This window comes from Chryseobacterium sp. SG20098, from assembly GCF_031844745.1.
In the GTDB taxonomy this organism is placed as follows: domain Bacteria; phylum Bacteroidota; class Bacteroidia; order Flavobacteriales; family Weeksellaceae; genus Chryseobacterium; species Chryseobacterium cucumeris.
The window spans coordinates 3,010,699-3,034,104 of record NZ_CP134622.1 but is presented as its reverse complement, the minus strand read 5'-3'; the positions used below and the strand labels follow the sequence as shown (position 1 = coordinate 3,034,104).

Annotated in this window: 20 protein-coding genes; 11 read left to right on the top strand and 9 right to left on the bottom strand. The window is 36.6% G+C overall.

The features are described 5' to 3' along the window. Positions 1 to 214 precede the first annotated feature (214 nt). The 11 genes from RHP76_RS13860 to serS all read left to right on the top strand — a co-directional run bounded on the left by RHP76_RS13860 (position 215) and on the right by serS (position 13,760). Positions 215 to 2,368, top strand: coding sequence for a SurA N-terminal domain-containing protein (locus RHP76_RS13860; RefSeq protein ID WP_311228416.1), 2,154 nt, complete (start codon positions 215 to 217; stop codon positions 2,366 to 2,368). Positions 2,369 to 2,496: 128 nt separating this feature from the next. Further along, the gene (locus tag RHP76_RS13855) at positions 2,497 to 3,447 is read left to right on the top strand and encodes an MlaD family protein (RefSeq protein ID WP_062676024.1); all 951 of its coding nucleotides are present in this window, start codon (positions 2,497 to 2,499) and stop codon (positions 3,445 to 3,447) included. Positions 3,448 to 3,455: 8 nt separating this feature from the next. Continuing rightward, on the top strand, positions 3,456 to 4,793 hold the full coding sequence (locus tag RHP76_RS13850; RefSeq protein WP_062676023.1) for a 4Fe-4S dicluster domain-containing protein: 1,338 nt from the start codon (positions 3,456 to 3,458) through the stop codon (positions 4,791 to 4,793). Positions 4,794 to 4,872: 79 nt separating this feature from the next. Beyond that, positions 4,873 to 5,658 (top strand): (Fe-S)-binding protein, encoded by a 786-nt coding sequence (locus tag RHP76_RS13845; protein WP_311228415.1) that lies wholly within the window; start codon positions 4,873 to 4,875, stop codon positions 5,656 to 5,658. 20 nt (positions 5,659 to 5,678) lie between these two features. Beyond that, positions 5,679 to 6,815 (top strand): glycosyltransferase family protein, encoded by a 1,137-nt coding sequence (locus RHP76_RS13840; RefSeq protein ID WP_120233256.1) that lies wholly within the window; start codon positions 5,679 to 5,681, stop codon positions 6,813 to 6,815. Between the two features lie 108 nt (positions 6,816 to 6,923). Further along, positions 6,924 to 7,412, top strand: a complete 489-nt coding sequence (locus RHP76_RS13835; protein WP_311228414.1) for a hypothetical protein — start codon at positions 6,924 to 6,926, stop codon at positions 7,410 to 7,412. Between the two features lie 98 nt (positions 7,413 to 7,510). Further along, entirely contained in the window at positions 7,511 to 8,644 is a 1,134-nt protein-coding gene (locus RHP76_RS13830; protein ID WP_311228413.1) for a glycosyltransferase, read from the top strand. Positions 8,645 to 8,649: 5 nt separating this feature from the next. After that, positions 8,650 to 9,903: a lipopolysaccharide biosynthesis protein gene (locus RHP76_RS13825; RefSeq protein ID WP_311228412.1), complete on the top strand. Its 1,254-nt coding sequence runs from the start codon at positions 8,650 to 8,652 to the stop codon at positions 9,901 to 9,903. A 66-nt stretch (positions 9,904 to 9,969) separates the two neighbouring features. Next, on the top strand, positions 9,970 to 11,868 hold the full coding sequence (asnB, locus tag RHP76_RS13820; RefSeq protein WP_311228411.1) for an asparagine synthase (glutamine-hydrolyzing): 1,899 nt from the start codon (positions 9,970 to 9,972) through the stop codon (positions 11,866 to 11,868). A 38-nt stretch (positions 11,869 to 11,906) separates the two neighbouring features. Beyond that, entirely contained in the window at positions 11,907 to 12,425 is a 519-nt protein-coding gene (locus RHP76_RS13815; protein WP_120233251.1) for a hypothetical protein, read from the top strand. A gap of 66 nt (positions 12,426 to 12,491) precedes the next feature. Next, the gene (gene serS, locus RHP76_RS13810; RefSeq protein ID WP_311228410.1) at positions 12,492 to 13,760 is read left to right on the top strand and encodes a serine--tRNA ligase; all 1,269 of its coding nucleotides are present in this window, start codon (positions 12,492 to 12,494) and stop codon (positions 13,758 to 13,760) included. A gap of 55 nt (positions 13,761 to 13,815) precedes the next feature. Here the strand turns inward: serS and RHP76_RS13805 are convergent, their stop codons facing one another. From RHP76_RS13805 to RHP76_RS13765, 9 genes are all read right to left on the bottom strand, one after another. Then, complete coding sequence (locus RHP76_RS13805; protein WP_120233249.1) at positions 13,816 to 14,553, bottom strand: hypothetical protein; 738 nt, start codon at positions 14,551 to 14,553, stop codon at positions 13,816 to 13,818. 18 nt (positions 14,554 to 14,571) lie between these two features. Further along, on the bottom strand, positions 14,572 to 15,297 hold the full coding sequence (locus RHP76_RS13800; protein WP_120233248.1) for a sulfite exporter TauE/SafE family protein: 726 nt from the start codon (positions 15,295 to 15,297) through the stop codon (positions 14,572 to 14,574). Then, entirely contained in the window at positions 15,288 to 15,740 is a 453-nt protein-coding gene (locus tag RHP76_RS13795) for a FixH family protein (protein WP_034692611.1), read from the bottom strand. The genes RHP76_RS13800 and RHP76_RS13795 overlap by 10 nt, the downstream gene beginning before the upstream one ends. Before the next feature lie 10 nt (positions 15,741 to 15,750). Beyond that, on the bottom strand, positions 15,751 to 17,205 hold the full coding sequence (ccoG, locus tag RHP76_RS13790; RefSeq protein WP_062676012.1) for a cytochrome c oxidase accessory protein CcoG: 1,455 nt from the start codon (positions 17,203 to 17,205) through the stop codon (positions 15,751 to 15,753). Positions 17,206 to 17,299: 94 nt separating this feature from the next. Continuing rightward, positions 17,300 to 18,181 carry a cbb3-type cytochrome c oxidase N-terminal domain-containing protein gene (locus RHP76_RS13785; RefSeq protein WP_062676011.1) on the bottom strand — a complete coding sequence of 294 codons (882 nt, stop codon included), beginning with the start codon at positions 18,179 to 18,181 and terminating at the stop codon, positions 17,300 to 17,302. A gap of 10 nt (positions 18,182 to 18,191) precedes the next feature. Then, positions 18,192 to 18,392, bottom strand: a complete 201-nt coding sequence (locus tag RHP76_RS13780; protein WP_002983870.1) for a cbb3-type cytochrome oxidase subunit 3 — start codon at positions 18,390 to 18,392, stop codon at positions 18,192 to 18,194. 22 nt (positions 18,393 to 18,414) lie between these two features. Then, positions 18,415 to 20,676 carry a cytochrome-c oxidase, cbb3-type subunit I gene (gene ccoN, locus RHP76_RS13775; protein WP_062676010.1) on the bottom strand — a complete coding sequence of 754 codons (2,262 nt, stop codon included), beginning with the start codon at positions 20,674 to 20,676 and terminating at the stop codon, positions 18,415 to 18,417. Positions 20,677 to 20,697: 21 nt separating this feature from the next. Further along, a complete protein-coding gene (gene ccoS / locus RHP76_RS13770; RefSeq protein WP_062676009.1) occupies positions 20,698 to 20,910 on the bottom strand; it encodes a cbb3-type cytochrome oxidase assembly protein CcoS in 213 nt (70 codons plus the stop codon). A gap of 109 nt (positions 20,911 to 21,019) precedes the next feature. Then, positions 21,020 to 23,398 carry a heavy metal translocating P-type ATPase gene (locus RHP76_RS13765; protein WP_120233247.1) on the bottom strand — a complete coding sequence of 793 codons (2,379 nt, stop codon included), beginning with the start codon at positions 23,396 to 23,398 and terminating at the stop codon, positions 21,020 to 21,022. Positions 23,399 to 23,406 lie beyond the last annotated feature (8 nt).

Below are 23,406 nucleotides of genomic sequence, written 5' to 3'. Positions count from 1 at the left end.
GATTTTTATATAATATACTCTGAAAACGTGCGGCATATTATAATGTTTTAAAAATGCACAATACTTATGCCATTTGTTTTTTACTTAAAAATACGGTCAAAATTTCCTTTTTTAGATAAACTTTGCATTAAAAATCAAAATAAAGCAGTTCTGTTTCTGTAATTTCTTAAAAATGTGTATTTTCGCAAACTGATAAAAAACTATAATTTATAAAATGGCAATTTTAGGACAGATTAGGAGTAAGCCTTGGCTTTTAATGGGAGTAATAGCCTTAGCGCTTTTGGCGTTCCTGGTAAACCCCGATAGTATCGACAAGGTTTTTGGTAAGAATCCTGACGTTTTAGGAAAAGTAAACGGTGAGAAAATCACCCGCGAAGAGTTCAATGATCAGCTTTTCGTGTTGCAGCAGCAGGCTGAACAGCAAGGTCGTCCGAAAAACGGTCTTGAAGAGCAGGCGTGGCAGTTACTTGTACAATCTAAACTTATCAAACAACAGTTTGAGAAACTGGGCTTTGAAATGACTGATGATTATTTCTGGAATCAAATCCAGTACGATCAGATGTTTGCTCAGAATCAACAGTTCTTTGATGAGAAAGGTAACTTTAAAACTCAAGAGCTTAAAAAAGAAATTGAAACATTACAAAACACCAATCCTCAGGGATATGCACAATGGTTGAAAACGAGAAAGACAATCGAGTACAGACTAATGGCAAGACAGGTGTTTACTAATCTTTCAGCAGGGATTACTACAGGTAAGAAAGAAGCTGAAGAATTGATGAAGCAGAGAGATCAGCTTGCAGATATCGACTTTGTAAAAGTAGATTACGCAGCTTATCTTCAAAAAACAAAGATCAATGTTACCACACAGGATCTTGCTGATTACATCAAGAAGCACCCTGTAATGTTCAAAGCTGAGCCAAGCAGAAATATCGGTATTGTATTTTTCCCATCTAAACCTAGTGCAGCAGATGATGCAGCAGCCCTGAAAGAAATTACAAAATTATATTCAGGAGGTACAGATGCAAGTGGAGGAACTGAAAACTTCCAGAATACTAAAAACGATTCTATGTTTGTTGCAGCAAATTCTGATGCACCATTCAATCCTCAGTATCTGAATCCTGCACAATTGCCTCCAACAATCAAAGATCAGATCACAGCAGCAGCGGTAGGTCAGACTTTTGGTCCTTATAAAGAACAAGATGTATATGTAGTCTCTAAATTGGTAGGAAAAAGACCTTCAGATTCTACTTTATCCAGACATATCCTAATTGCATTCAAAGGAAGCCCTGCAGGTGAAGGGGTAACAAGAACCAAAGAGCAGGCTAAGAAATTGGCAGACTCTATCGGAGCTATTGTAAAAGCTACTCCTGCTAAATTTACAGAATTCCTTAAGCTTTCAAGTGATCCGAATTCTGCAGCTCAGGGAGGTAGCCTTGGATGGACAACACCGGAAACACCTTTCGTTCCTGAATTCCTTGCTTATCTTGCAAACAATCCTAAAGGAGCTACAGGGGTAGTAGAAACACAATTCGGTTACCATATCATCAATATTGAAGATAAAAAATCAGGATCAATGGGGTATAAAGTTGCTAACCTTGTGAAAGCAATCAAACCTTCAGATGCTACTGAAGCTGAAACAGATAAAAACTCAAGAAAATTCATTCAGCAGGTTCAAGGAAAATCTTTCAACGATTTTGTGAACATTGCTAAAAAAGGAAACTACCAATTCTCCAATCCAAAAGCAGCAAAAAGATTTGAAGGTCAGCTTCAGGGCTTAGGTACTGAAAAAGATGCTGATATCCTTGCCTGGGCTTTTGATAAGAAAAGAGAAAAAGGAGATACTGAATTATTTACAGTAGACGGAACAGGTGATAAAATTGTAGTATATCTGAACGGAAAACAGGAGGCAGGTCTTGCTGATCCTGAATCTGTAAGAGATCAGATTGAAGTTATCGTTAAAAATAAACTGGCAGCAAAACAAATCTCTGATAAAATTGCAGCAGCAAAAGCTTCAAGCTTAGATCAGATTGCCAAATTATTTGCAGCTCCAAAACAATCAGCTCAGGTGAATCTGTTGAATCCTTCTGTAGCAGGGGCTATGGAACCTAAAGTTGCCGGTGCAGCGTTCGGTGTTGCAAAAGGTAAACTTTCTAACCCGGTTGAAGGTGGAACAGGAGTTTATGTTCTGATCAAAAAATCAGAAACTGTAAACAAGCAGCCTGGAGATCTTAAGCAGTTTACAGAATCTCTTACTCAGAGAAGTGCTGGAATGTTCGGACAGGCTTGGATGAAGAGTCTTCAGGATAATGCAGATATCGAAGATTACAGAATCGAGATCTGGAACAAGCTGGGGAATCAGCAACAATAAGAAATTCATTTCAATGATATAAATAGCGGCAAAATTTTTTGTCGCTTTTTTTGTATTTATGGCAGAATAATAAAGGAAAAGATTTATTTAAAATGTATTATATTTGCTTATTAGAAAAAAATTAGCAAGTGAAGTTCAGTAAAGAATTAAAAGCTGGTGTGATTGCACTTCTAGCTATCGTAGGCTTTGTGGTGTTGTTTCAGTTTATGAAAGGGAAAAGCCTTTTTACTACCGACAATATATTTTACGCAAAATATGACAATGTAGAAGGTCTGGCGCAGTCTGCGGCAGTTTCTATTAATGGTCTGAAAGTAGGGCAGGTAGATAAGATTATTCCTATCACCTCAAAAGATGGAAAAATTAATTTTGTCGTAAAAGTTACCGTCGACAATAAATTCGAATTTTCAAAAAACTCATCATTGGAGATCTTTGAGCCGGGATTAATGTCTGGTAAAGAAATGAGAGTAAACCTTATGTATGGTGGGCCGACTGCAAAAGACGGTGACACTTTAAAAGGTGCTTTCAAGCTGGGAACGCTGGGAAGTCTTTCTTCGCAGGTAGGTCCGGTAAAAGATCAGCTACAGGTGGTTTTACATAGAGTAGACTCTTTAATGGCGAATGCCAATCAGGTTTTTGATGCTCAGAACAGAGCCGAAATAAAAGCTTTACTAGCTAACCTTAATAAAACAGTAGGAGCATTACAATCCACAGCAGGAAGTGTAAATACGCTTGTAGGACACAATGATCCAAAACTGCAAAAAGTGTTGGATGATGCAAGTCTTACTATGCAAAGCGGAAAAGTAACACTAGATAAATACGGACATCTTGCAGAAAGTATCGACACTAAACAGTTGAATGCTACCATTGCAAGTTTAGATGCTACAGTAGGAAAATTGAATCAGGTGATTGGAGGTATTGATAAAGGAGAAGGAAGTTTAGGTAAACTGATGAAGGACGATCAACTGTACAACAACCTGAATTCAGCTTCTTCCAATCTGAATACATTAATCGAAGATATGAAAGCGAATCCGAAGAGATATATCAACTTCTCGGTTTTCGGTAAAAATAACAAAGACTAATACGCCTTATGCAGTACATCGATAACATTATTTTCCTGATTTTATTAGTAGCCGGGTTCGGGCTGTTTGCTAAAAGCCTGCAGAAGATCTACAGAAATATCAGGCTGGGTCGTGAAATCAATAGAAGTGACAGAAAATCTGAACGCTGGAGTATCATGGCCAATGTGGCTATGGGACAGAGTAAGATGGTAAAACGTCCTATCGCAGGAATTTTACACATTTTTGTCTATGTTGGTTTTATTATCATTAATATAGAACTCATTGAAATAATTGTTGATGGACTGTTTGGTACTCACCGTTTTCTTGCCTCGGTTCTGGGACACGGATTCTATAGCTTCTTTACAGCTACATTAGAAGTGCTTGCACTTCTGGTTGTAATAGGTGTGGTTATATTTTTCATCAGAAGAAACTTTTATGGGGTTAAAAGATTAACAATGAAGGAGCTTTTCGGATGGCCGAAAGAAGATGCCAACTGGATTCTTATCATCGAATTTGCCCTGATGATGGCTTTCTTTAAAATGAATGCCTCAGATTTTATTTTGCAGTCAAGAGGAGTTTTACCAGTACATGGAAGCTTCCCGATCAGTGAGATGACATTTGTGCCGTTCTTGGAAATCTTCAACTTTGACAGCGGGTTTTTGATGTTCACAGAGAAAGGAGCATGGTGGTTCCACTTTGTAGGTATTCTTTTCTTTATGAACTATCTTTATTACTCAAAACATTTGCATATTATCCTGGCGTTTCCAAGTACATGGTATGCAAACCTTGATAAAAAAGGAAAGTTCAATAACCTTGAGTCTGTAACAAAGGAGATCAAATTAATGATGGATCCTAATGCAGATCCATATGCTGCTCCGGCTGAAGGCGCAGAAGCTGATGTACCTTCCAAATTTGGGGCAGAAGATATTTTTGATCTGAACCAGGTACAATTGCTGAATGCCTATTCGTGTACAGAATGTGGACGTTGTACTTCCGTTTGCCCGGCTAATATTACTGGTAAAAAACTTTCTCCGAGATTGATCCTGATGAAGACCAGAGACCGATTGGAAGAAGTGGGAAGAAACATTGATAAAAACGGAAAATTCGTAGATGACGGTAAAAAACTGTTGAACGATTATATCACTAAAGAAGAACTTTGGGCTTGTACCACATGTAATGCATGTACAGAAGCTTGTCCGGTATTGCTTGACCCGCTTTCCATTATCTTTGAAATGAGAAGATTCCTGGTGATGGAACAGTCTGCTGCTCCACAGGAACTGAATCTGATGATGACCAATGTGGAAAATAATGCAGCCCCTTGGCAGTATAATCAGGCTGACCGTCTGAACTGGGCAAACGAAAATTAATGTAACAATGTAAATAATGTAACGATGTAACAATCATTGGTAAACTGTTACATTTGTATATTGATAAATTTGATTTAGAATGGATTTCACTATAAAAACAATGGCAGAATATGCTGCCGAAGGAAAAGCACCAGAAGTTTTATTCTGGGTTGGATGTGCGGGAAGTTTTGATGACCGTGCTAAAAAAATTACAAAAGCATTTTGCAAGATATTAAATAAAATGGGAGTTGAATTTGCTGTTCTGGGACAGGAAGAAAGTTGTACAGGAGATCCTGCGAAAAGAGCAGGAAACGAATTCGTTTTCCAGATGATGGCGCTTACCAATATCGAAGTGTTAAATGCTTACGAAGTAAAGAAAATCGTAACAGCTTGTCCACACTGTTTCAATACTCTGAAAAATGAATATCCAAGCCTTGGCGGGCACTTTGAAGTAGTACACCATACCCAGTTTCTTAAAACCTTAATGGAAGAAGGAAGACTGAAGATTGAAGGAGGTGCATTCAGAGGGAAAAAAATTACCTTCCATGATCCATGTTATCTGGGACGTGCCAACGACGAATATGAAGCGCCAAGAATGCTTCTTGAAAAGCTGGATGCTGAACTCGTAGAAATGAAGCGTTGCAAAACCAATGGTCTTTGTTGTGGAGCAGGAGGCGCACAGATGTTTAAAGAACCTGAAAAAGGAAAGAGAGACATCAATATTGAAAGAACGGAAGAAGCTTTATCTTTTGAGCCTAAGGTAATTGCTACAGGATGCCCTTTCTGCAATACCATGATGACGGATGGTGTAAAACACTTTAACAAAAATACAGAGGTTGCCGTAAAAGATATCGTTGAACTTCTTGCTGAAGCAGAAGACTTATAATTGACATCTTATACAGGTTTATGAAGCTGAAATGGAGACTCTCCTTTTTGTTTATCATTTCGATACTTGCTCTTCTTACATTCTGGAATTATCAGAACAGAGTATATGACTGGGATATGCCGGGCTATATGGGATGTATGTATACTTCCGAATTTCCGGACTCACCGGATAAAGTCCGAATCCTGACCTATGAGGAAATCAAGAAAGAGGCTCCTGCAGAACATTATACAGACATTATCGGAATAAAGCAATGGGACATTCCCAGGCAGTATTTCGTAAAAAATACCCAATCTTTTACAGAACAATTACCCTATTTTCAGATCAAAGTAGGGTATATTCTTATGATCACCCTTTTTTATAAGCTTGGATTATCGTCGCCAATGGCCGTATTGTTTACCAGTCTTATTTCTTACTTTTTTTCAGGAATATTATTATTTTATATTCTGAAACTCCTGTTTCCAAAGAAATACTGGCTTGCGATACTATTAACGATTGCCGCCATGCTTTTGCCACCAATGACTTACATGTCGAGGGTTTCTACACCGGATATGTTTATTTTTCAGTTTATGCTGATTTTTATGATCGGGTTACTCAAAAAATGGAACAAATGGGCAATGTTTGTACTTTTATTCGGTATTACTTTTATTCGGCCAGATTATATTACATTCACCCTGACTTATATTATGGCTGTTTTCTTTTTCCATTATTTCCGGGAAAAGAAAATTGATATTTCTTTTATTGCACAGGGAATCGTACTTCTTGCCATGTATCTCGCCATCATTAAGTTTTATCATTATCCCGGATGGAAAGATCTGTTTTATGATACTTTTATTGACAGAAGACCTATTATTTCAACACACCCCATCGATGTTAGTTTAAAAGACTACCTGAGTATTATCTATATTAAAATCATTTATTTTAAAAAAGTCACTTTATCGTTGGCTATTATGATAGGAGTGATCTTCTGGCGATCTAAAAACGCATGGGTGAGGATGATTTCAGTTCTTTTTGTGGTGAATGTCTATATCAAATTCTTTTTCTTTCCGCAGTCGGCTGCTTTAAGGTTCTTCTTCCCTTTTATTTTTCCGGTTTTTATGATGATGCTTTATGTATTGAGTAAAAAATACAATGATCTTAAACTCGAGAAAATTGCGTAATTTTGTATTTAAGATGATAAGGATATTCAATCAGCGTTAAATTAATATTCTGGTTAGTGATCAGAATTTATTTTTTTGATATGTTCTTGAAAAATAAATATTTACATTATGAAAATCGAAGAATCTAATATTGTAGAAACCAACGACTACAGAGTCATTATATACCCGGCTTCAAGACCTTTTGAAACAAAAGAAGCTAAAGCTATTACTGAAAAACTATTTGATTTCCTTGCAACGTGGGCTGCTCATGGAAAACCACTTTCTTCTTCTTTTAAAATTGAAAAGAATCAGTTTATCATCGTATGTGTGGATGAAGAAAAAGAAATGGCTTCAGGATGCAGCATTGATGCATTAGGAAAGGTAATGAGAGAAATTGACGAAGAATATCAGCTAGGCCTTTTCGATAGGATGAAAGCAAGTTTTGTGGAGAATGGTGAAGTGAAAACGTTAAAATTAATGGACTTTAAAACGAAGCTGAGAAACGGAGAACTTGTAGAAGATATTCAGGTTTTTGACTTCTCTAAAAATACGTATCTGGACTTTTTAAGCCACTTCCTTCTTCCTTTGGAGAAGAGCTGGGCGGCTTCTATAAAATAATTGCTGTTAAGTTGATACAAAAGAGTAATCATAAAGTGGAAAATATATTTCCACTTTTTTGTTTTAATGTATATTTGTATAGATTCGAGCAGTGACTAATGCCTAAAGTACTTTTTTTAACGACTTCCCACAGCTATAATGATGACCGCATTTTTTATCATCAGGCAAAAGCTCTTAGAGATAATGGGTATGAAGTGAAAATATGCAGTTTATATGCAGAGTATAAAGGTTATATTGATGGGATTGAAATAGAATCTTTTGCCATTCTGGAAGAAAGTATAGAAACGAAAATGGAAACTTTCAGGAAAGTTTGCGATTCTTTTCATCCTGAGTGTATCATCTGTTCTGAACCATTGGCTGTTGTGGCAGTAAAGAAGTTTGTAAAAGAACACAGGATAAGCTGCATCTATGATATTACAGAATGGTATCCTTCCATGTCAATGCTTCAAAAGTACAGGTTTCCGGCTACCATTTTTCAGGCCATAAAGTTTTCACTCATTCAGCTGTATGCCGGATTTTTAAGTACTCATTTCATTTTTGGTGAAACCACTAAAAAATTTCCTTTAGTTTATTTTTTTGGATTTAAAAAACAGATCATTGTTCCTTATTATCCGGATTCTCTTTATATCAAGGAAAGCATAAAGCAACTCGATCCGAACGTCGTCAAGCTATGCTATACCGGACAGATTTCTAAAGATAAAGGAATTGAAAATTTCTTCAACGTAATAGATAGACTTCGTCAGAAAATGCCTGCACTTCATATCAGGATTCTTATTATTGGTTCAACTGTACAGGAAAGCGATGAGCTCTACTTTTCATCATTATTAAAGATATATTCTTTTGATGATATTGAGATCAGAAAACCAACAAGATTTGAAACATTTACAGAAGCATTTGAAGATGCGGATCTATGTTTTGATCTTCGGGAAATTAACTTTGAAAATAATCATTCTCTGCCAATAAAACTGTTTTATTTTATGGGAGCAGGAAAGCCTGTGATTTATTCAGATTTGAAAGGGATCAGGGAGCATATGGGAGAGCTTTGGTTTGGAAGTCTTGTTGATCCTCATGATGCAGAAGCAATCTCGGATATTATCATCAATTATATCAGGAATCCGGAGCTGTATCGATCACATACTCTCAATGCACGAAAAGAATTTAAAGAAAAATATAACTGGGAACTTATAAAAGATAATTTCGTTGATTTTGTAAAAAAATCTATTGATCAATAATCATCATGCAGCTTACTATCATTAAAACCTTTGTCTCACGTTTTCTGATTCTGATCCTCAGTTTCGGTCTGGTGATCTATTCTACGAATATGTGGGGAAGTGAGGGTAAGGGGACCATTTCTATTGTGGTGGCCAATGCAGCGGCAGTAAACTTTTTCAGCAGCATTTTTTCCGGAAGCAGTGCTTCTTATTTCGCATCAAGATTCAGAATAGAAAAGGTTTTATTATATGCCTATCTGTGGTCTCTCCTGACTGGACTTTTAATCCCTTTTTTATTCAGTGTAGCTTCTATTCAGGGCGAATATCTATTGTATCTGATCGGAATATCTGTTTTTTCTTCACTCTTATCTACCAATATCAGCTTGTTTATTGGAACACAAAATATTAGAAAGTTTAATGTGTATACTGTTTTGCAACAGTTGGTCCATATTATCTTTATAGGAATATTGGTATATGGGTTTGGAAAGAAAGATGTTACTGTGTATTTTCTTGCACAGATTGGCTGCCTGGCGCTTCTTTTCCTCACTAGTTTTTTTCAGATTATCAAAAAATGCAATATTTCTGAAATATCATTCTGTAAAGACGTGGGTAGAAATATGTTTGAATATGGCTGGAAAACTCAATTGAGTGCGTTTGTTCAGTTTTTGAATTACAGGCTTTCGTTTTATTTCTTAGAATATTTTGAAGGTTTAGCGAGTGTAGGGATATTTTCCATCGGGGTTACTTTTTCAGAAGCGATCTGGACCATTACCCGCAGTATTGCTGTTATTTTATATTCAGATGTAGTGAACAGTAAAAGTAGGGAAGAATCTATAAAGAAAACCAAAGAATCTTTAAAGCTGACTTTTTTTCTGATGATTGGTTTTGTGCTGGGAATCATGATCATACCCTCTCAGGTTTACGAGTTGATTTTCGGGAAAGAATTTAAAGATACCAAGGAAATAATGCTTCTTTTATCGCCGGGAATTTTTGCCATTGCAGTAAGTGATATGGTGGGACATTACTTTTCAGGAATGAGAGAACTGAAAATTCTTAATGTCAAATCAATTGTAGGTCTTGTGGTTACCGTTGTATTTTCTTTCATTGCGATACCAAAATGGGGAATTATAGGCGCTTGTGTTGCCACTACATCGTCCTATTTTGTTTCGGCCTTCCTGCTGTTCAGAAAGTTTTATAGTTCTACTCCGTTTATTTTTAGAGACTATATGGTTTCAAAAGAAGAAGTACAGCTTTTAAAGCAAAAATTTTTAAAGAAATAATTACTTGATAGCTCCCCTTAAATAAAGTCATTTTTCCTATTTTTACATATCTATTAATCCTTTTCTATGTGCGGAATCACCGGTTATTATTCATTTCATAAAAGTATTTCCTCTACAAATATTCTGGAAATGAATCAGGCGATCAGACATCGCGGTCCGGATGATGAAGGGTTCTGGATGTATAGTAACGGAGAGGGAGCCTCTTTTTCGGGAAACGATTCCACGCAAAAAATTAAAGAACAGTTTCCGGTTCTAAAAGAGAAAAATTCTAATATTGCGTTAGGTTTCCGTAGATTATCCATTATTGATCTGTCTGAAAAAGGGCATCAGCCTATGCTTTCAAAGAATGAGCAGATTATTATTACATTTAACGGAGAGATTTATAATTTTAAAAAATTAAGGAAAGAACTTGAGTCTTTAGGTCATTCTTTCTGCAGTACTTCAGACACTGAAGTTATTCTCAAAGCTTATCAGGAGTGGGGAAGTTCCACCTTTGCAAAGCTGGATGGGATGTTTGCGGTTTGTATTGTGGACCTTATCTCTCAAAAACTTATTCTGGCAAGAGACCGAGTAGGAATGAAGCCTCTTTTTTATCATCACAGTAAGGAAGGAATGATTTGGGGATCAGAAATAAAAGCATTGTTGAAAAACCAGCTGGTAAAGGCTGAAATCAACTGGAACGGAGTCTACACCAATTTTCTTTTTCAAACAACATTGGCTCCGCAAACCTGTTTTCAGAATATTTTCTCTCTGGAACCTGCATCTTTTATGACTATTGATTTAAAAAATCAGAAAATCACTACAGAAAAATTCTGGAGACTGCCTTCTCAGTCTGAAAAAAATATTTCCGATGAAGAAGCGGTAAAAAGGATTGACGAACTTCTTTCTGAAAGTATTTCAGAACAATTATATGCGGATGTTCCTGTAGCAGTGATGATGAGTGGTGGAATTGATTCAACGTTAATTGCTTCAAAATCAAAATCTTTCAGTGCTCATGTTAATACATACACAATAAGTTATCCGTTTTCGGAAGAAGAAGTACATAATGCATCTCTGGCCGCCAGACATTTTGGAATTCCGCATGAGATAAAAAAAGTAAATGATGACGAGGCACTGGAAGACCTTAAAGAAAATATTCAGCATTTTGAAGAACCTTACAGCAGTTTTGAAGTCTTGATTAATGCTGCAAAATATGCACATAATCAGAATTTTAAAGTTGTATTAAGTGGAAATGGAGCGGATGAGCTTTTTGCGGGCTATTCTCATACGCTGAAACTGAACAGATGGCTTCTGATGAGGAATTTTAATTTTATAGGCCCTTTGATCTTTACAAAGGATAAATTTTCACAACGGGTGAAAAACTACTTTTCCCAGGATCATATGTTTGATTTTTTCAGACAAAGCCAGATCAGTATGAGACCGATGGAAGTTAAAAGTCTTATAACCCCAGCTATTTATAGTAAAATAGATTTACACCTTTCAGAATATCATCTTTCAGAAGGAAAAAATTATGCCGGGTATTTTGAATACGACATGAAATATTCACTCTCTTCCCACCATGTTTTCCGGGATGATCTGAGTGCGATGAAGTATAGCGTAGAATTCCGTTATCCTTATCTGAGCAATAACCTGATAGATTATGTATCATCACTTCCGGAAAATATCAGATTTAATGGAATTCAGAATAAACCTTTATTACGTAAAGCAGCTAAAAAATATCTTCCTCAGGAAATTCTGAATATGCCCAAGAAAGGGTTTTCATTTCCGGTGAATTATTTCATTAAAAATGAGCAAAAAGTAAGAGACTTTATTACCGAAAATCTGGAAAGCTTAAAAAAGCGAAATTTCTTCAATGCTGCAGTGATTGATGAATGGTGGAATTATCAGGAACATGAATATGATTGGGTAAAAATATGGCAGCTGGTTACCTTTGAACTGTGGTATCAGAAATATTTTGAAAAATAAAGAAGGAGTCTAAAGATTAATATTTTACCTTTGTATTTATGATGAAATATTTTTGGGGCATTTTTGTAGCGGTTTTTGCACTCATCAGTTGTAAAAATGATGATGATTCTTTGCAGAGAATAGATCAGGCGCTGAATATTTATATGAAAAACAGTGCAGGTCAGGACCTTCTGAACAGTAAAAAAGCCGGATCTTATACTGGATTTTCGGTAAATGATATTTTTGGAACCAAAGATATTGCCCCGGTAAGTATTCCATTGAAAATGACAACGGATTCCTTATTTTACATGGATTATCTGGCGGGTGCTAAAAGAAGAAGATTAGATTCTATCAGTCCTGATAATCCGGGAACAGGAACTTCTTACCATTCCAAAATGTTAATTACCTTTACAAAAAGTACCAATGTCAATGATAATGTTACGGGGACATTGGAAATTCAATATCGTAATACACCTACTGTATTTCAGGTTTCAAAGGTATTGTATGACGGAAATGAAGTGTTTTCAAAAGAGGCTGATGCACCTACTTCAATAAATACCGTTACGATCACAAAATAATTTTTAAATTTGTACAATTGTTAGCTTATTATGAGCTAAACATCTAATATTTAACATCTAAATAAAATGTTACAAGTCAATTTTTTGCGCGACAACAAAGAACGCGTTTTAGAAGGTCTTAAGAAAAGACAATTCAAAAATCTTGAGTTGGTAGACGAGGCTATCGCTGCCGACGAAGAAAGAAAAAGAATCCAGTTTGAGCTAGATTCCCAGCTTTCCGAAATCAATAAAATTTCGAAAGAAATCGGACTTTTGATGAAAGAAGGGAAAAAAGAAGAAGCGGAATCTGCAAAGTCTAAAACAGCACAATACAAAGAGTCGAGCTCAGAATTGAAATCCCAGCTAGAAGTTAAAGAAAACGACTTACTGAATATTCTTTATCAACTACCCAACATTCCCAATGAACTGGTAAAGAGTGGTGCTTCTGCGGATGATAACGAAATCATTTTCCAGTCTCATCCTGTAGAAGGTCTTGGTGAAGGAGCAATCCCTCATTGGGAGCTGGCAAAAAAATACAACCTGATTGATTTTGAATTAGGGGTAAAAATTGCCGGTGCAGGTTTTCCTGTTTATTTAGGAAAAGGAGCGAGATTGCAGAGAGCTCTGGTTCAGTATTTCTTAGATAAAAACGTGGAAAAGGGATATACGGAAGTGAACCCTCCTCATGTTGTCAATGAAGCCTCAGGTTTCGGTACCGGACAGCTGCCGGATAAAGAAGGACAGATGTATTATATCAACGAAGATAGATTATATCTTATTCCTACTGCAGAAGTTCCTGTAACAAACCTTTACCGTGATGTATTACTGGATGAAAAAGATCTTCCGATCAAAAATACGGCATTCTCTCAGTGCTACAGAAGAGAAGCAGGAAGCTACGGAGCTCACGTAAGAGGATTGAACCGTCTCCACCAGTTTGAAAAAGTAGAAATCGTAAGAATTGAAAAACCGGAAAATTCTTATGCTGTTTTGGAAGAAATGGTAGAGCATATCAAAGAAATTCTTACCGATCTTGAGCTTCCGTTCAGAGTATTAAAACTTTGCGGTGGTGATACAGGTTTTGCATCTGCCATGACCTATGACTTTGAAGTGTGGAGTGCCGCTCAGGAAATGTGGCTGGAAGTAAGCTCTGTTTCGAATTTTGAAACATTCCAGGCAAACAGACTGAAATGCCGTTACAAAGGAGATGGTAAATCTCAGCTGGTTCACACCCTGAATGGATCTGCAATGGCTTTACCTAGAATTATGGCTGCATTGCTGGAGAATAACCAGACACCGGAAGGAATCAAGCTTCCTAAGAAGGTTGCGGAATATGCAAGATTTGATATGATCAACTAAATTAATCTATTTTTAGTAACAATAAAAAGACCACCATAATCCGGTGGTCTTTGTTTTATTCAGTAACGATGATAATCTTCTTATCAGCGTTTTTGAGTTTTGTATCATTATCGTAAATAGCTTTCAGATCATAATCTATTCTTATGGAATGATCATCAATCTGTTTTACCCAATCATGTTTACCTGAGATTGATTGTATTTTATTTTCAAATTTTAAGGTTGTACCGATCTTTTTGAAAAACATTACCATCATCCCGGCTACTTTCTCAGCTTCTTCCTTTGAGCTTTTGGTTTTGACAGCCTCTTCAATACTTCTAAGATTAAAATTTTCTGTATCGATGGTGAGTGTTTTTCCATCCCAGCTATTGTATATATTTTGATCTAAAGGGATTTTTTCGGTCTTTGTAAAACTTTTTAAAACCAAATAATCTTCTGCAGTAAAATGTTCCATTTTAAAAGAAAATCCTGCCAGCTTGTTGTCCTCCTTTGTGGATTTCATGAAAACTTTTTTCATGATTCTGATAGAGTCCGGATTTTCAGTTTTTAATTTTCCTTCCTTTTTGGCAAGATCATACATACTTGTCCAGGTAGTCGGAAGTCTGTCCATTTCCCCAAATTCCTTCTGCTTTAATGAATCCGGTGTCATCGCCATCATTTCAGCCATAAACTCCCTTGTATCAATATCGGTGACAGAAGACGACGCAGCATCTTTATGATAGACAATTTCAGAATTGATACTGCAGGATTGCAATATAAAAAGACTGATCAGAAATAAGAGGATGTTTTTCTTCATGGTAGATTTAAATACAAATTAATGGCAGTTAACGGCTCCGTTCGGATCTTTAATAATTGTCATGGCTTCTGCTTTCGGAGAAACATAGGGAATTCCGAGTTCAAGACCTCTCAGAATGAATAATCCTCCCAAAATAATCATAATCACAGGAACTGCTTTTAAAACTTTTACTCTGAAGGCCTGATTCATGAGATTTCCAGCCAGAACTATAGCGAACATGAACGGAAGGGTTCCCAAACCAAATAAAGCCATATATAAAGCTCCCTGCCATATCCCTCCTCCTGCGAGGCTGGCGGTAAGTGCCATATACACCATTCCACACGGTAAGAAGCCATTTAATACACCAGTCGTAAATCTTGAACGGTAATCTGCTTTCTGAAGTAATTTTCCCAAATTCATTTTTACGCTGTACAGAAACTTGGATAGGAAAGGAATTTTTGAAGCAAAATCTTTTCCACCAAATGAAAATACAGCCATAATGATCAGAAGAACTCCTGCCGTAATAGTGAGGTATTTCTGAAAGCCAGCCATTTCAAATCCTTGACCGATAATTCCGAGAAGTGCACCCAATAAGGAGTAGGTGAAAATTCTTCCGAATTGATAAGTAAGGTTCTGAAGATAGAAATTAGCTGACTGTTTTTTGGTTAATCCCATCGATAAAGCAATAGGTCCGCACATTCCGATACAATGAAAACCGGAAGCAAAGCCTAAAGCAATAGCCGATACAATAAGTCCTATTTCCATATCACATCATAATCCATTCGGTAGTCTGTTTTATCTTTTGTCCAACTTAATCTTAATGTGTAGTTTCCTACTTTCAATACCTGTGCAGGAATTGTGAAAGACTGGCTGGCATCAAGCTGTACAGATTTTTTAATGTCTAAATTCTGGTCGTCGGTTCTGTTTAAAACAAATTTTACCGTAGTATTTGAGTTATTATATTCTTTAGGAAAAGTAATTTTAATTCCTTGAGTATCCTGGCTGTATACAGGTTTTTCCTGAAGATCATCTGCCTTTTTCTTAGCATCAATCACATCCTGGTACTTCAACTCTTCTTCGTAATAATTATCGGTTACCATTTCAGAATTCTTCTGCCCGTTCGGGAAAAGAAACATCATGGATAATATAAAAACTATGAATGCTAATAGTGCAATTACAACACCATGTCCCCAACTAAAGTTCTTCATCTTTTTCTAATTAAAATTGCAGTTTAAATGGTCCTTCAAAATAAGTCTGATAAGAGTCTATCAATTTACCTTTCATATCGTAAACACCGATAGTAATATTTTGTTTAGAGAGTTTCATATCATTTTCCGGGAAGCTGATGTTGATCGTTCCTTTGGAAATTTTATCTCTGTCTACCTGAATCTTACTTGATGCACTATACGTAATTTCACCATGTGCAGGATCTATTACTTTGATGGTAACGATTTTTTTCTCATTCGTTTTATTAAGGAAGGTATAATTATAAGTGTTGGTAATTTTACCGTCTCTCACAAAGAATGTACTTCCCGCAGGTTTGATGAATTTAGCCTCCATCTCGCCACGGCTGTACAAAAGATATCCCAGGAATCCTACAAGAAATAACAGGAATATAGAAAACCCTTTCATTCTTCCTGTAAACTTGAACTGAGTTTCTTTTTCAATTTCGTTTTCAGAAGCATATCGGATCAATCCTTTTGGAAGTCCTACTTTTTCCATTACTTCATCACAGGCATCAATACATGCGGTACAGTTGATACATTCCAGCTGTTGTCCGTCTCTGATGTCAATTCCGGTAGGGCATACCACTACACACTGGTGGCAGTCGATACAATCTCCTTTTCCTGCAGCTTTACGATCTTCGCCCTTTCTCCATTTTGCTCTGTTTTCTCCTCTTTTGAAGTCATAGAAAACATTGATAGTGTCTTTATCTATCAATACGCCCTGAAGTCTTCCGTAAGGACAAACCAATGTACAAACCTGCTCTCTGAACCACGCAAATACAAAGTAAAATGCTGCGGTAAGAAGAATCATTACAATAAAATTGGTAGGATGTGCAAATGGCCCTTCTCCAACAATTTTAAATACTTCCTCATATCCTACGATATACATGAACATAAAGTGGGTGATAATGAGTGAAATGATGACATAAATACTCCATTTCAAACTTCTTTTCCAGATCTTCTCACTGTTCCACTCCTGTCTGTCCAGCTTCATCTGCTTATTTCGGTCACCTTCAATCAGATATTCGATTTTACGGAATATCGATTCCATAAAAATTGTCTGAGGGCAGATCCACCCGCAGAAAATTCTTCCGAACGCAATCGTAAAAACAATAATAAAGATTAAAGAGGCAATAGCACCTAAAGTAAGGATAAAAAAGTCCTGTGGATAGAAAGGCTGTCCAAAAATGAAAAACTCCCTGTCTATTACATTAAACATCAGCAATGGGTTTCCATTGATTTTGATGAATGGTAATGTAAAATAAATAATTAATAGTAAATAGCTTACAATGTTTCTATAGTTGGTGTACTTTCCTTTAGGTTTTCTTGGAAAGACCCATTTTCTTTTTCCGGATTGCTCCATTGTCCCTATAGAATCTCTGTAAGTCTCAGGGTCCAGAACCTGTCCCTGTCCGCCGCGTACTTCTATATCTTCTATGTCTGACATATGTAATAGGTTTTAAAAAAGAAAAAACATAATTCGTTACTATTTTAATCTAATAACAAATTATGTTTTTTCATATGTTTTCTAATTTTTTTAATTATTCTTTTTCCCAATGTGCTTCGGTTCCCTGAGGAGCTGCTCCTCCCTGAGCCGGAGTCACTGGTGGTTGTTCCTGGTTGATGTGATATACATACGCTGCAATCTTCTCAATTTCTGCTCCTGAAACTTCTCCGTTTTTACCGAAGGCTCTCATGGCAGGGTTAGTAGGAGAACCATTCCAGTCCATGTGGAATACGTTTTTGAATAACGTTTTCTCAGGCTGGTTGATCCAGTAGTTATCAGTAAGGTTTGGCCCGATACCTCCACTACCGTCTTCTTTGTGACAAGATGCACAGTTTGTTTTGAATAATTCTTTACCTTCTGCAATGTTATCAGCTGAATACTTAGCTGTTTCAATCGTTACAGGAGGCTGAGATTTCTGATATTCTTCAATACTTGCCAACTGCTCTTTATATTCTTTTTCATATTCGCTTAACGGGTGAGCGAAGTCTGTGAAAGAGTAAGCTGCAATATATACAATACAAAAAGCGGTCCCAAAATAGAATAAACCTACCCACCATTTCGGTAATTGGTTATCCAGCTCCATGATTCCGTCGAAACCGTGGTCGATAAGGATATCCTTTTCTTCAGAAGCCGATTGCTTTTTGAAAGCACTTTGGTACAATCTTTTGAAATAAGGAACTTTCTTTTCAGCTAAATATGCTGCCTTTTCCTCAGGAGATAATTTCTTGAATTTGTTGTTCTCAATTAGGTCTCCGATAGCTCCATGAATGTAAGCCAGGATACCAGCGATCACAACAGTTCCCCAGAAGTAAGGTGAAGAAAGGAACGCGTAGCTCTGTACAAATAAATAATAAAAAACTATTAAAAGTCCGATTATTATTAAGATGTTTATAACAACAGGTGTTCTTTGTTTCATAAAAAATAGTTTAATTTTTTAAATTAAAATCGTCATCTTCATCATCCCCAAGAGGTGCCTCTTCTTCTTCTTTGTAATATTTTTTAGGTCTGCTAAAAACATAGATTACTAAAGCTATGAAGAACAGCATAAAGAAAATCAGAGCCAGTGTCTGGTAGAAGCCAGCATTTTCAGTATTGGATAATATATCTTTAAAGTTCTGAGGAATCATAGTATGAACTTTTTAATGTTTTTTAGTTATTACTTGCTGTTTTGATTTCAGTTGTTTTGATATCTGTACCTAATCTCTGAAGATAAGAAATAAGAGCTACAATTTCTTTTTTCTCTAGTTCTCCCTGAGGTCTCTTAGCATAAGCCTGCTTAAGGTCATTAGCTTCAGAGAAGATATCTTTCACAATTTTTGCTGATTGGTTGTTTGCCCATGTGTCTGCAGAATCAATTTCAGCCTTAGTATAAGGTACATCGAATACATTCTTCATCAGCTTCATCTTGTCTACCATCTTAGTTCTGTCTAAGTCAGTAGCAATTAACCAAGGGTAACGAGGCATGATAGAACCAGCAGAAGTAGATCTTGGGTTATACATGTGTTTGTAGTGCCAAGAACTTGGGTTTTTACCACCTTCTCTATGTAAATCCGGTCCTGTTCTCTTAGAACCCCATAGGAATGGTCTGTCGTATACGAATTCTCCAGCTTTGGAGTACTGTCCGTTTTTACCGTTGAATCTTGTAATCTCATCTCTGAACGGTCTGATCATCTGAGAGTGACAAGCGTTACATCCTTCACGGATATAAATATCTCTACCTTCAAGTTCCAGCGGTGAATAAGGTTTTACCGCAGAAATCGTAGGTACACTTTTCTTAAGAGATAGTGTTGGAATAATTTCAATTGAACTACCGATTGATATCGTGATGAAAGATAAGATACCTAATAATACCGGAGTTCTTTCCAGCCAAAGGTGAGTACCTTCTCCTTCTTTTCTGTTTTTGCTGATGTTTGCCAACGCTGGAGCTTCAGCAGGAACTTCTTTTTGGAATGATCCTTTTCTTACTGTAGCAATTACGTTTACAATCATCAGGATAGATCCTGAGATATAGAATAAACCTCCTACGAATCTCATTTTGAAGTAAGGAATAATTGCAGTTACCGTATCCAGCCAGTTTTTCCATAATAAGGTTCCATCCGGGTTGAACTGCTTCCACATTAATCCTTGTGTAAATCCTGAAATATACATTGGAACTGCATAGAAAATGATTCCTAAAGTACCTAACCAGAAATGCCAGTTAGCTAATTTTACAGACCAAAGTTTTGTTCTCCACATGATTGGTACCAGGTAATAGATAACCCCGAATGCCATGAAACCATTCCATCCAAGAGCTCCTAAGTGAACGTGACCGATAACCCAGTCTGTAAAGTGACCAATTTTGTTGATGTTTTTAGTTGCCAAAAGCGGTCCTTCAAACGTTGCCATACCATAACAGGTAACAGCTACTACGAAGAACTTAAGGATAGGATTTTCTCTTACTTTATCCCAAGCTCCTCTCAGCGTAAGAAGACCATTTAACATACCTCCCCAGGATGGTGCAATAAGCATGATAGAGAAACCTGTTCCTACCGCCTGAGCCCAAGCCGGAAGAGCTGTATACTGAAGGTGGTGAGGACCAGCCCAGATATATACAAAAATTAATGACCAGAAGTGAATAATAGACAGTTTATAAGAGAATACCGGTCTGTCTGCAGCCTTCGGAAGGAAGTAATACATTAAACCAAGAACCGGAGTCGTCAATACGAATGCAACCGCATTGTGTCCATACCACCACTGTACAATAGCATCTTTTACCCCCGCATATGCTGAATAAGATTTCCAGCCTGTGAAAGATAAAGGTACTTCAAGGTTGTTGAAGATGTGAAGCATTGCTACTGCAATCCAGGTACCGATGTAGAACCAGATGGCTACATAAAGGTGTCTCACTCTTCTCTTAGAAATAGTCAGGAACATATTGATACCAAAAATGATCCATGAGAATGCGATCAATATGTCGATCGGCCACTCGTGTTCAGCATATTCTTTAGAGGTATTAATCCCCATAAAGAATGTAACGAACGTAGCAACGATCATAAACTGCCAGGTCCAGAAATGTAACCAAGACAATGTGTCACTGTACATTCTTGTTTTTAATAATCTCTGTAATGAGTAATAAATACCCGTGTAAACAATGTTACAAACGAATGCAAAGATTACGGTATTGGTGTGCAGCATTCTGATTCTACCAAAACCAAATGCACCATGAGTGTTTATTAACCCTTCAATATTACCAGATGCCAAACTTTTAATGGTTGTGTCATCCGTCCCGAAAAAGAATTCAGGTAATTCAGGGTAGAAAAGCATTAATGCCGCCGTAAGCCCGAACGTAAATCCAATGAGACCGAAAACTAAGGTCGCATAAAGGAACGCACGGACAATACTATTGTCATAACTAAACTTCTGTGTTTCCATATCAACTATTCACTATTTTTCTCAATTTTTATTATTTTCTCCTATTTCTTTATCGTCTTTATTTTTGTTGCCGGTTTCATCTTTTTCTTCGACTTTTTCGTCATCAAAAAGGATTCTGACAGCCGGAGATTCATCATCTTCAAACTGTCCTTTTCGGGCATACACTATAAATACGACCAAGAAAATCGCAGCCAAAGAAACACTGCAGAGGATCATTAAATATAGAATATCCATTGGACAACAAAATTAACCTATTTTCGGGGTTCAAATTTAGTGAAAAATAATGACATTCATCACGAAATGCCGATTTCAGCTAATTTAAAATCAGTCTAAATAAGGGCTTTTACGCCTGTTTTTTGAAATATTTACGACCTAAAATCCAGGTTGAAAGTGTAGTAAAGGTAACCACTGTAATCGAACTGATTGGCATGATGATTGCAGCGAAAAGCGGATGCATATGCCCTGTAACAGCGTAACTTAAACCAACAATATTGTACAGAAAACTGATTATAAATGTCATTTTCACAATCGTGATGGAACCCTTACAAACGTTCAGGTAATTGTCCAGAGTAACTACTTTATCTCCGTTCATGATGACATCGGAAGATGGGGTAAAACTATTCGTGTCGTCAGCAATAGCAATTCCCACATTACTTTGTTTTAAAGCTCCTGCATCATTAAGTCCGTCTCCTAGCATTGCGACTTTTAAGTGCTGATCCTGAAGGGATTTGATGTAGTTTAACTTGTCTTCCGGGCTTTGATTAAAGGCCATTCCTTTGTAATTAGGAATAAGCTCTTTAAGTTGATTTTCTTCTGAGGAATTGTCTCCGCTCAGGATAAATATTTTGTAGTGGGTAAGTTTTGTGAAAAGTTCTTTCAGCTTCGGGCGGTATTCATTTTTAAAGATGAATTTTCCTAAATATTCTCCGTTTTTACTGATGTAAACCGCCGTTTCAAGGTTTTTAGGCTCCCGGTTGTTATACCTTGCGGAACCAATTTTATATAGGTTTCCTCTTACGCTTGCTTCGTATCCTTTTCCGGAGATTTCAACGAAATTTTCTACCGGGAAATAATCATCATTGACTTCAAAGAACTCATACAATGATTTTGAAAGCGGGTGATTGGAATTTTTTAATAAAGTTTTGATATTCAAAGAGTCAAATTCGCTGATCTCAGATCCTTCGTATTTGATGTTTGATTTCTTTCTGTGTGTAATGGTTCCTGTTTTGTCAAAAACAATCGTATCAAGTTTCGCGATTTTTTCAATCGTTAAAGTATCTTTTACGTAAAACTTATTTCGGCCTAAAATCCTCATAATGTGACCGAAAGTGAACGGAGCAGACAAGGCAAGTGCACAAGGACATGCAATAATCAGAATCGCAGAAATAACCTGAAACATAATTTTTAAATCAATAAAATACCAATAAGTTCCTGCGACTAAAGCAATACCTAAAATAATGAATGTGAAATATTTGCTGACGTTATTCGTAAGAGTATCGAGACCTGTTTCGTGTTTTTTAAATGCCTCTTTATTCCAAAGCTGAGTTAAATAACTTTGATCTACGTTTTTAATCACTTCGAGCTCTAAAGACGATCCTATCTGCTTACCTCCGGCAAAAATCTTATCTCCAGGCTGTTTGCTGATACTTTCACTTTCTCCGGTAATGAAACTGTTGTCGATATTACCTTCTCCGTTGATCAGAATAGCATCTACCGGAATGATTTCCTGATTCCTAACCAGAATTCTATCACCCACTTTTATTTCAGATAGTAAAATATTATCCTGTTTACCTTCGAAATCTACCTTGGTTACAGCAATCGGGTAGAAGGATTTGTAATCTCTGTCATAGGATAGTGCACTGTACGTTCTTTTTTGGAAAATTTTTCCGAGAAGCATAAAGAATAAAAGTCCACAAAGAGTGTCAAAATATCCTGGACCATAATCTGTTACCACTTCATAGATACTTCTTCCGTACAGAACAAAAATTCCTAAGACAATCGGAACGTCAATATTGACAATCTTATTTTTTAAACCGTACCATGCGGATTTATAATAGTCTGAAGCTGAATAAAATACAACAGGTGTTGCCAGCAGGAATATCAAAGTTCTGAATAAACCTCTGTAATGTTCCATCCAATAATCTTCCCCTCCAATATATTCCGGAAAGGCAAGGAACATTCCGTTACCAAAAGCAAAGGCAGCAATGGCAAATTTTACTAATAAAGATTTGTCAAGATGATCTTCATTTTTATCAGCGGTTTCAAGGCTGATTACCGGTTTGTATCCTAGATTGGTTAAGAATTTAGCGAGTTCGCTTAATTTCAGATCGTTATGGTTGAATGAAATCTGCAAAGTCTTCCTTGTGAAGTTTACCTGCGAATATTTAATGTGCTTATTTAATGTATGAAGGCTTTCCAATAGCCAGATACAGGAAGAACAGTGAATAACGGGGATTTTGAAAGTAACAAGACTGGTGCTTCCTTCAGAGAAATCAGTAACTTTCTCAAAAATTTCCGGCGTGTCTAAGTAATCAAATTGAGAAGAATTTTCATCATTCGGACGAATTCCTGCTCCTTTATTAAGCTCATAGAAATTGCCTAAATGATTTAAATTTAGAATCTCATAAACAGATTTACATCCGTTACAACAGAAAGTCTTTTCATCAAATAAAATTCTCTCTTTTTCTATCCCTTGACCACAATGAAAACAGTTCTCGCTCACCCCATAAA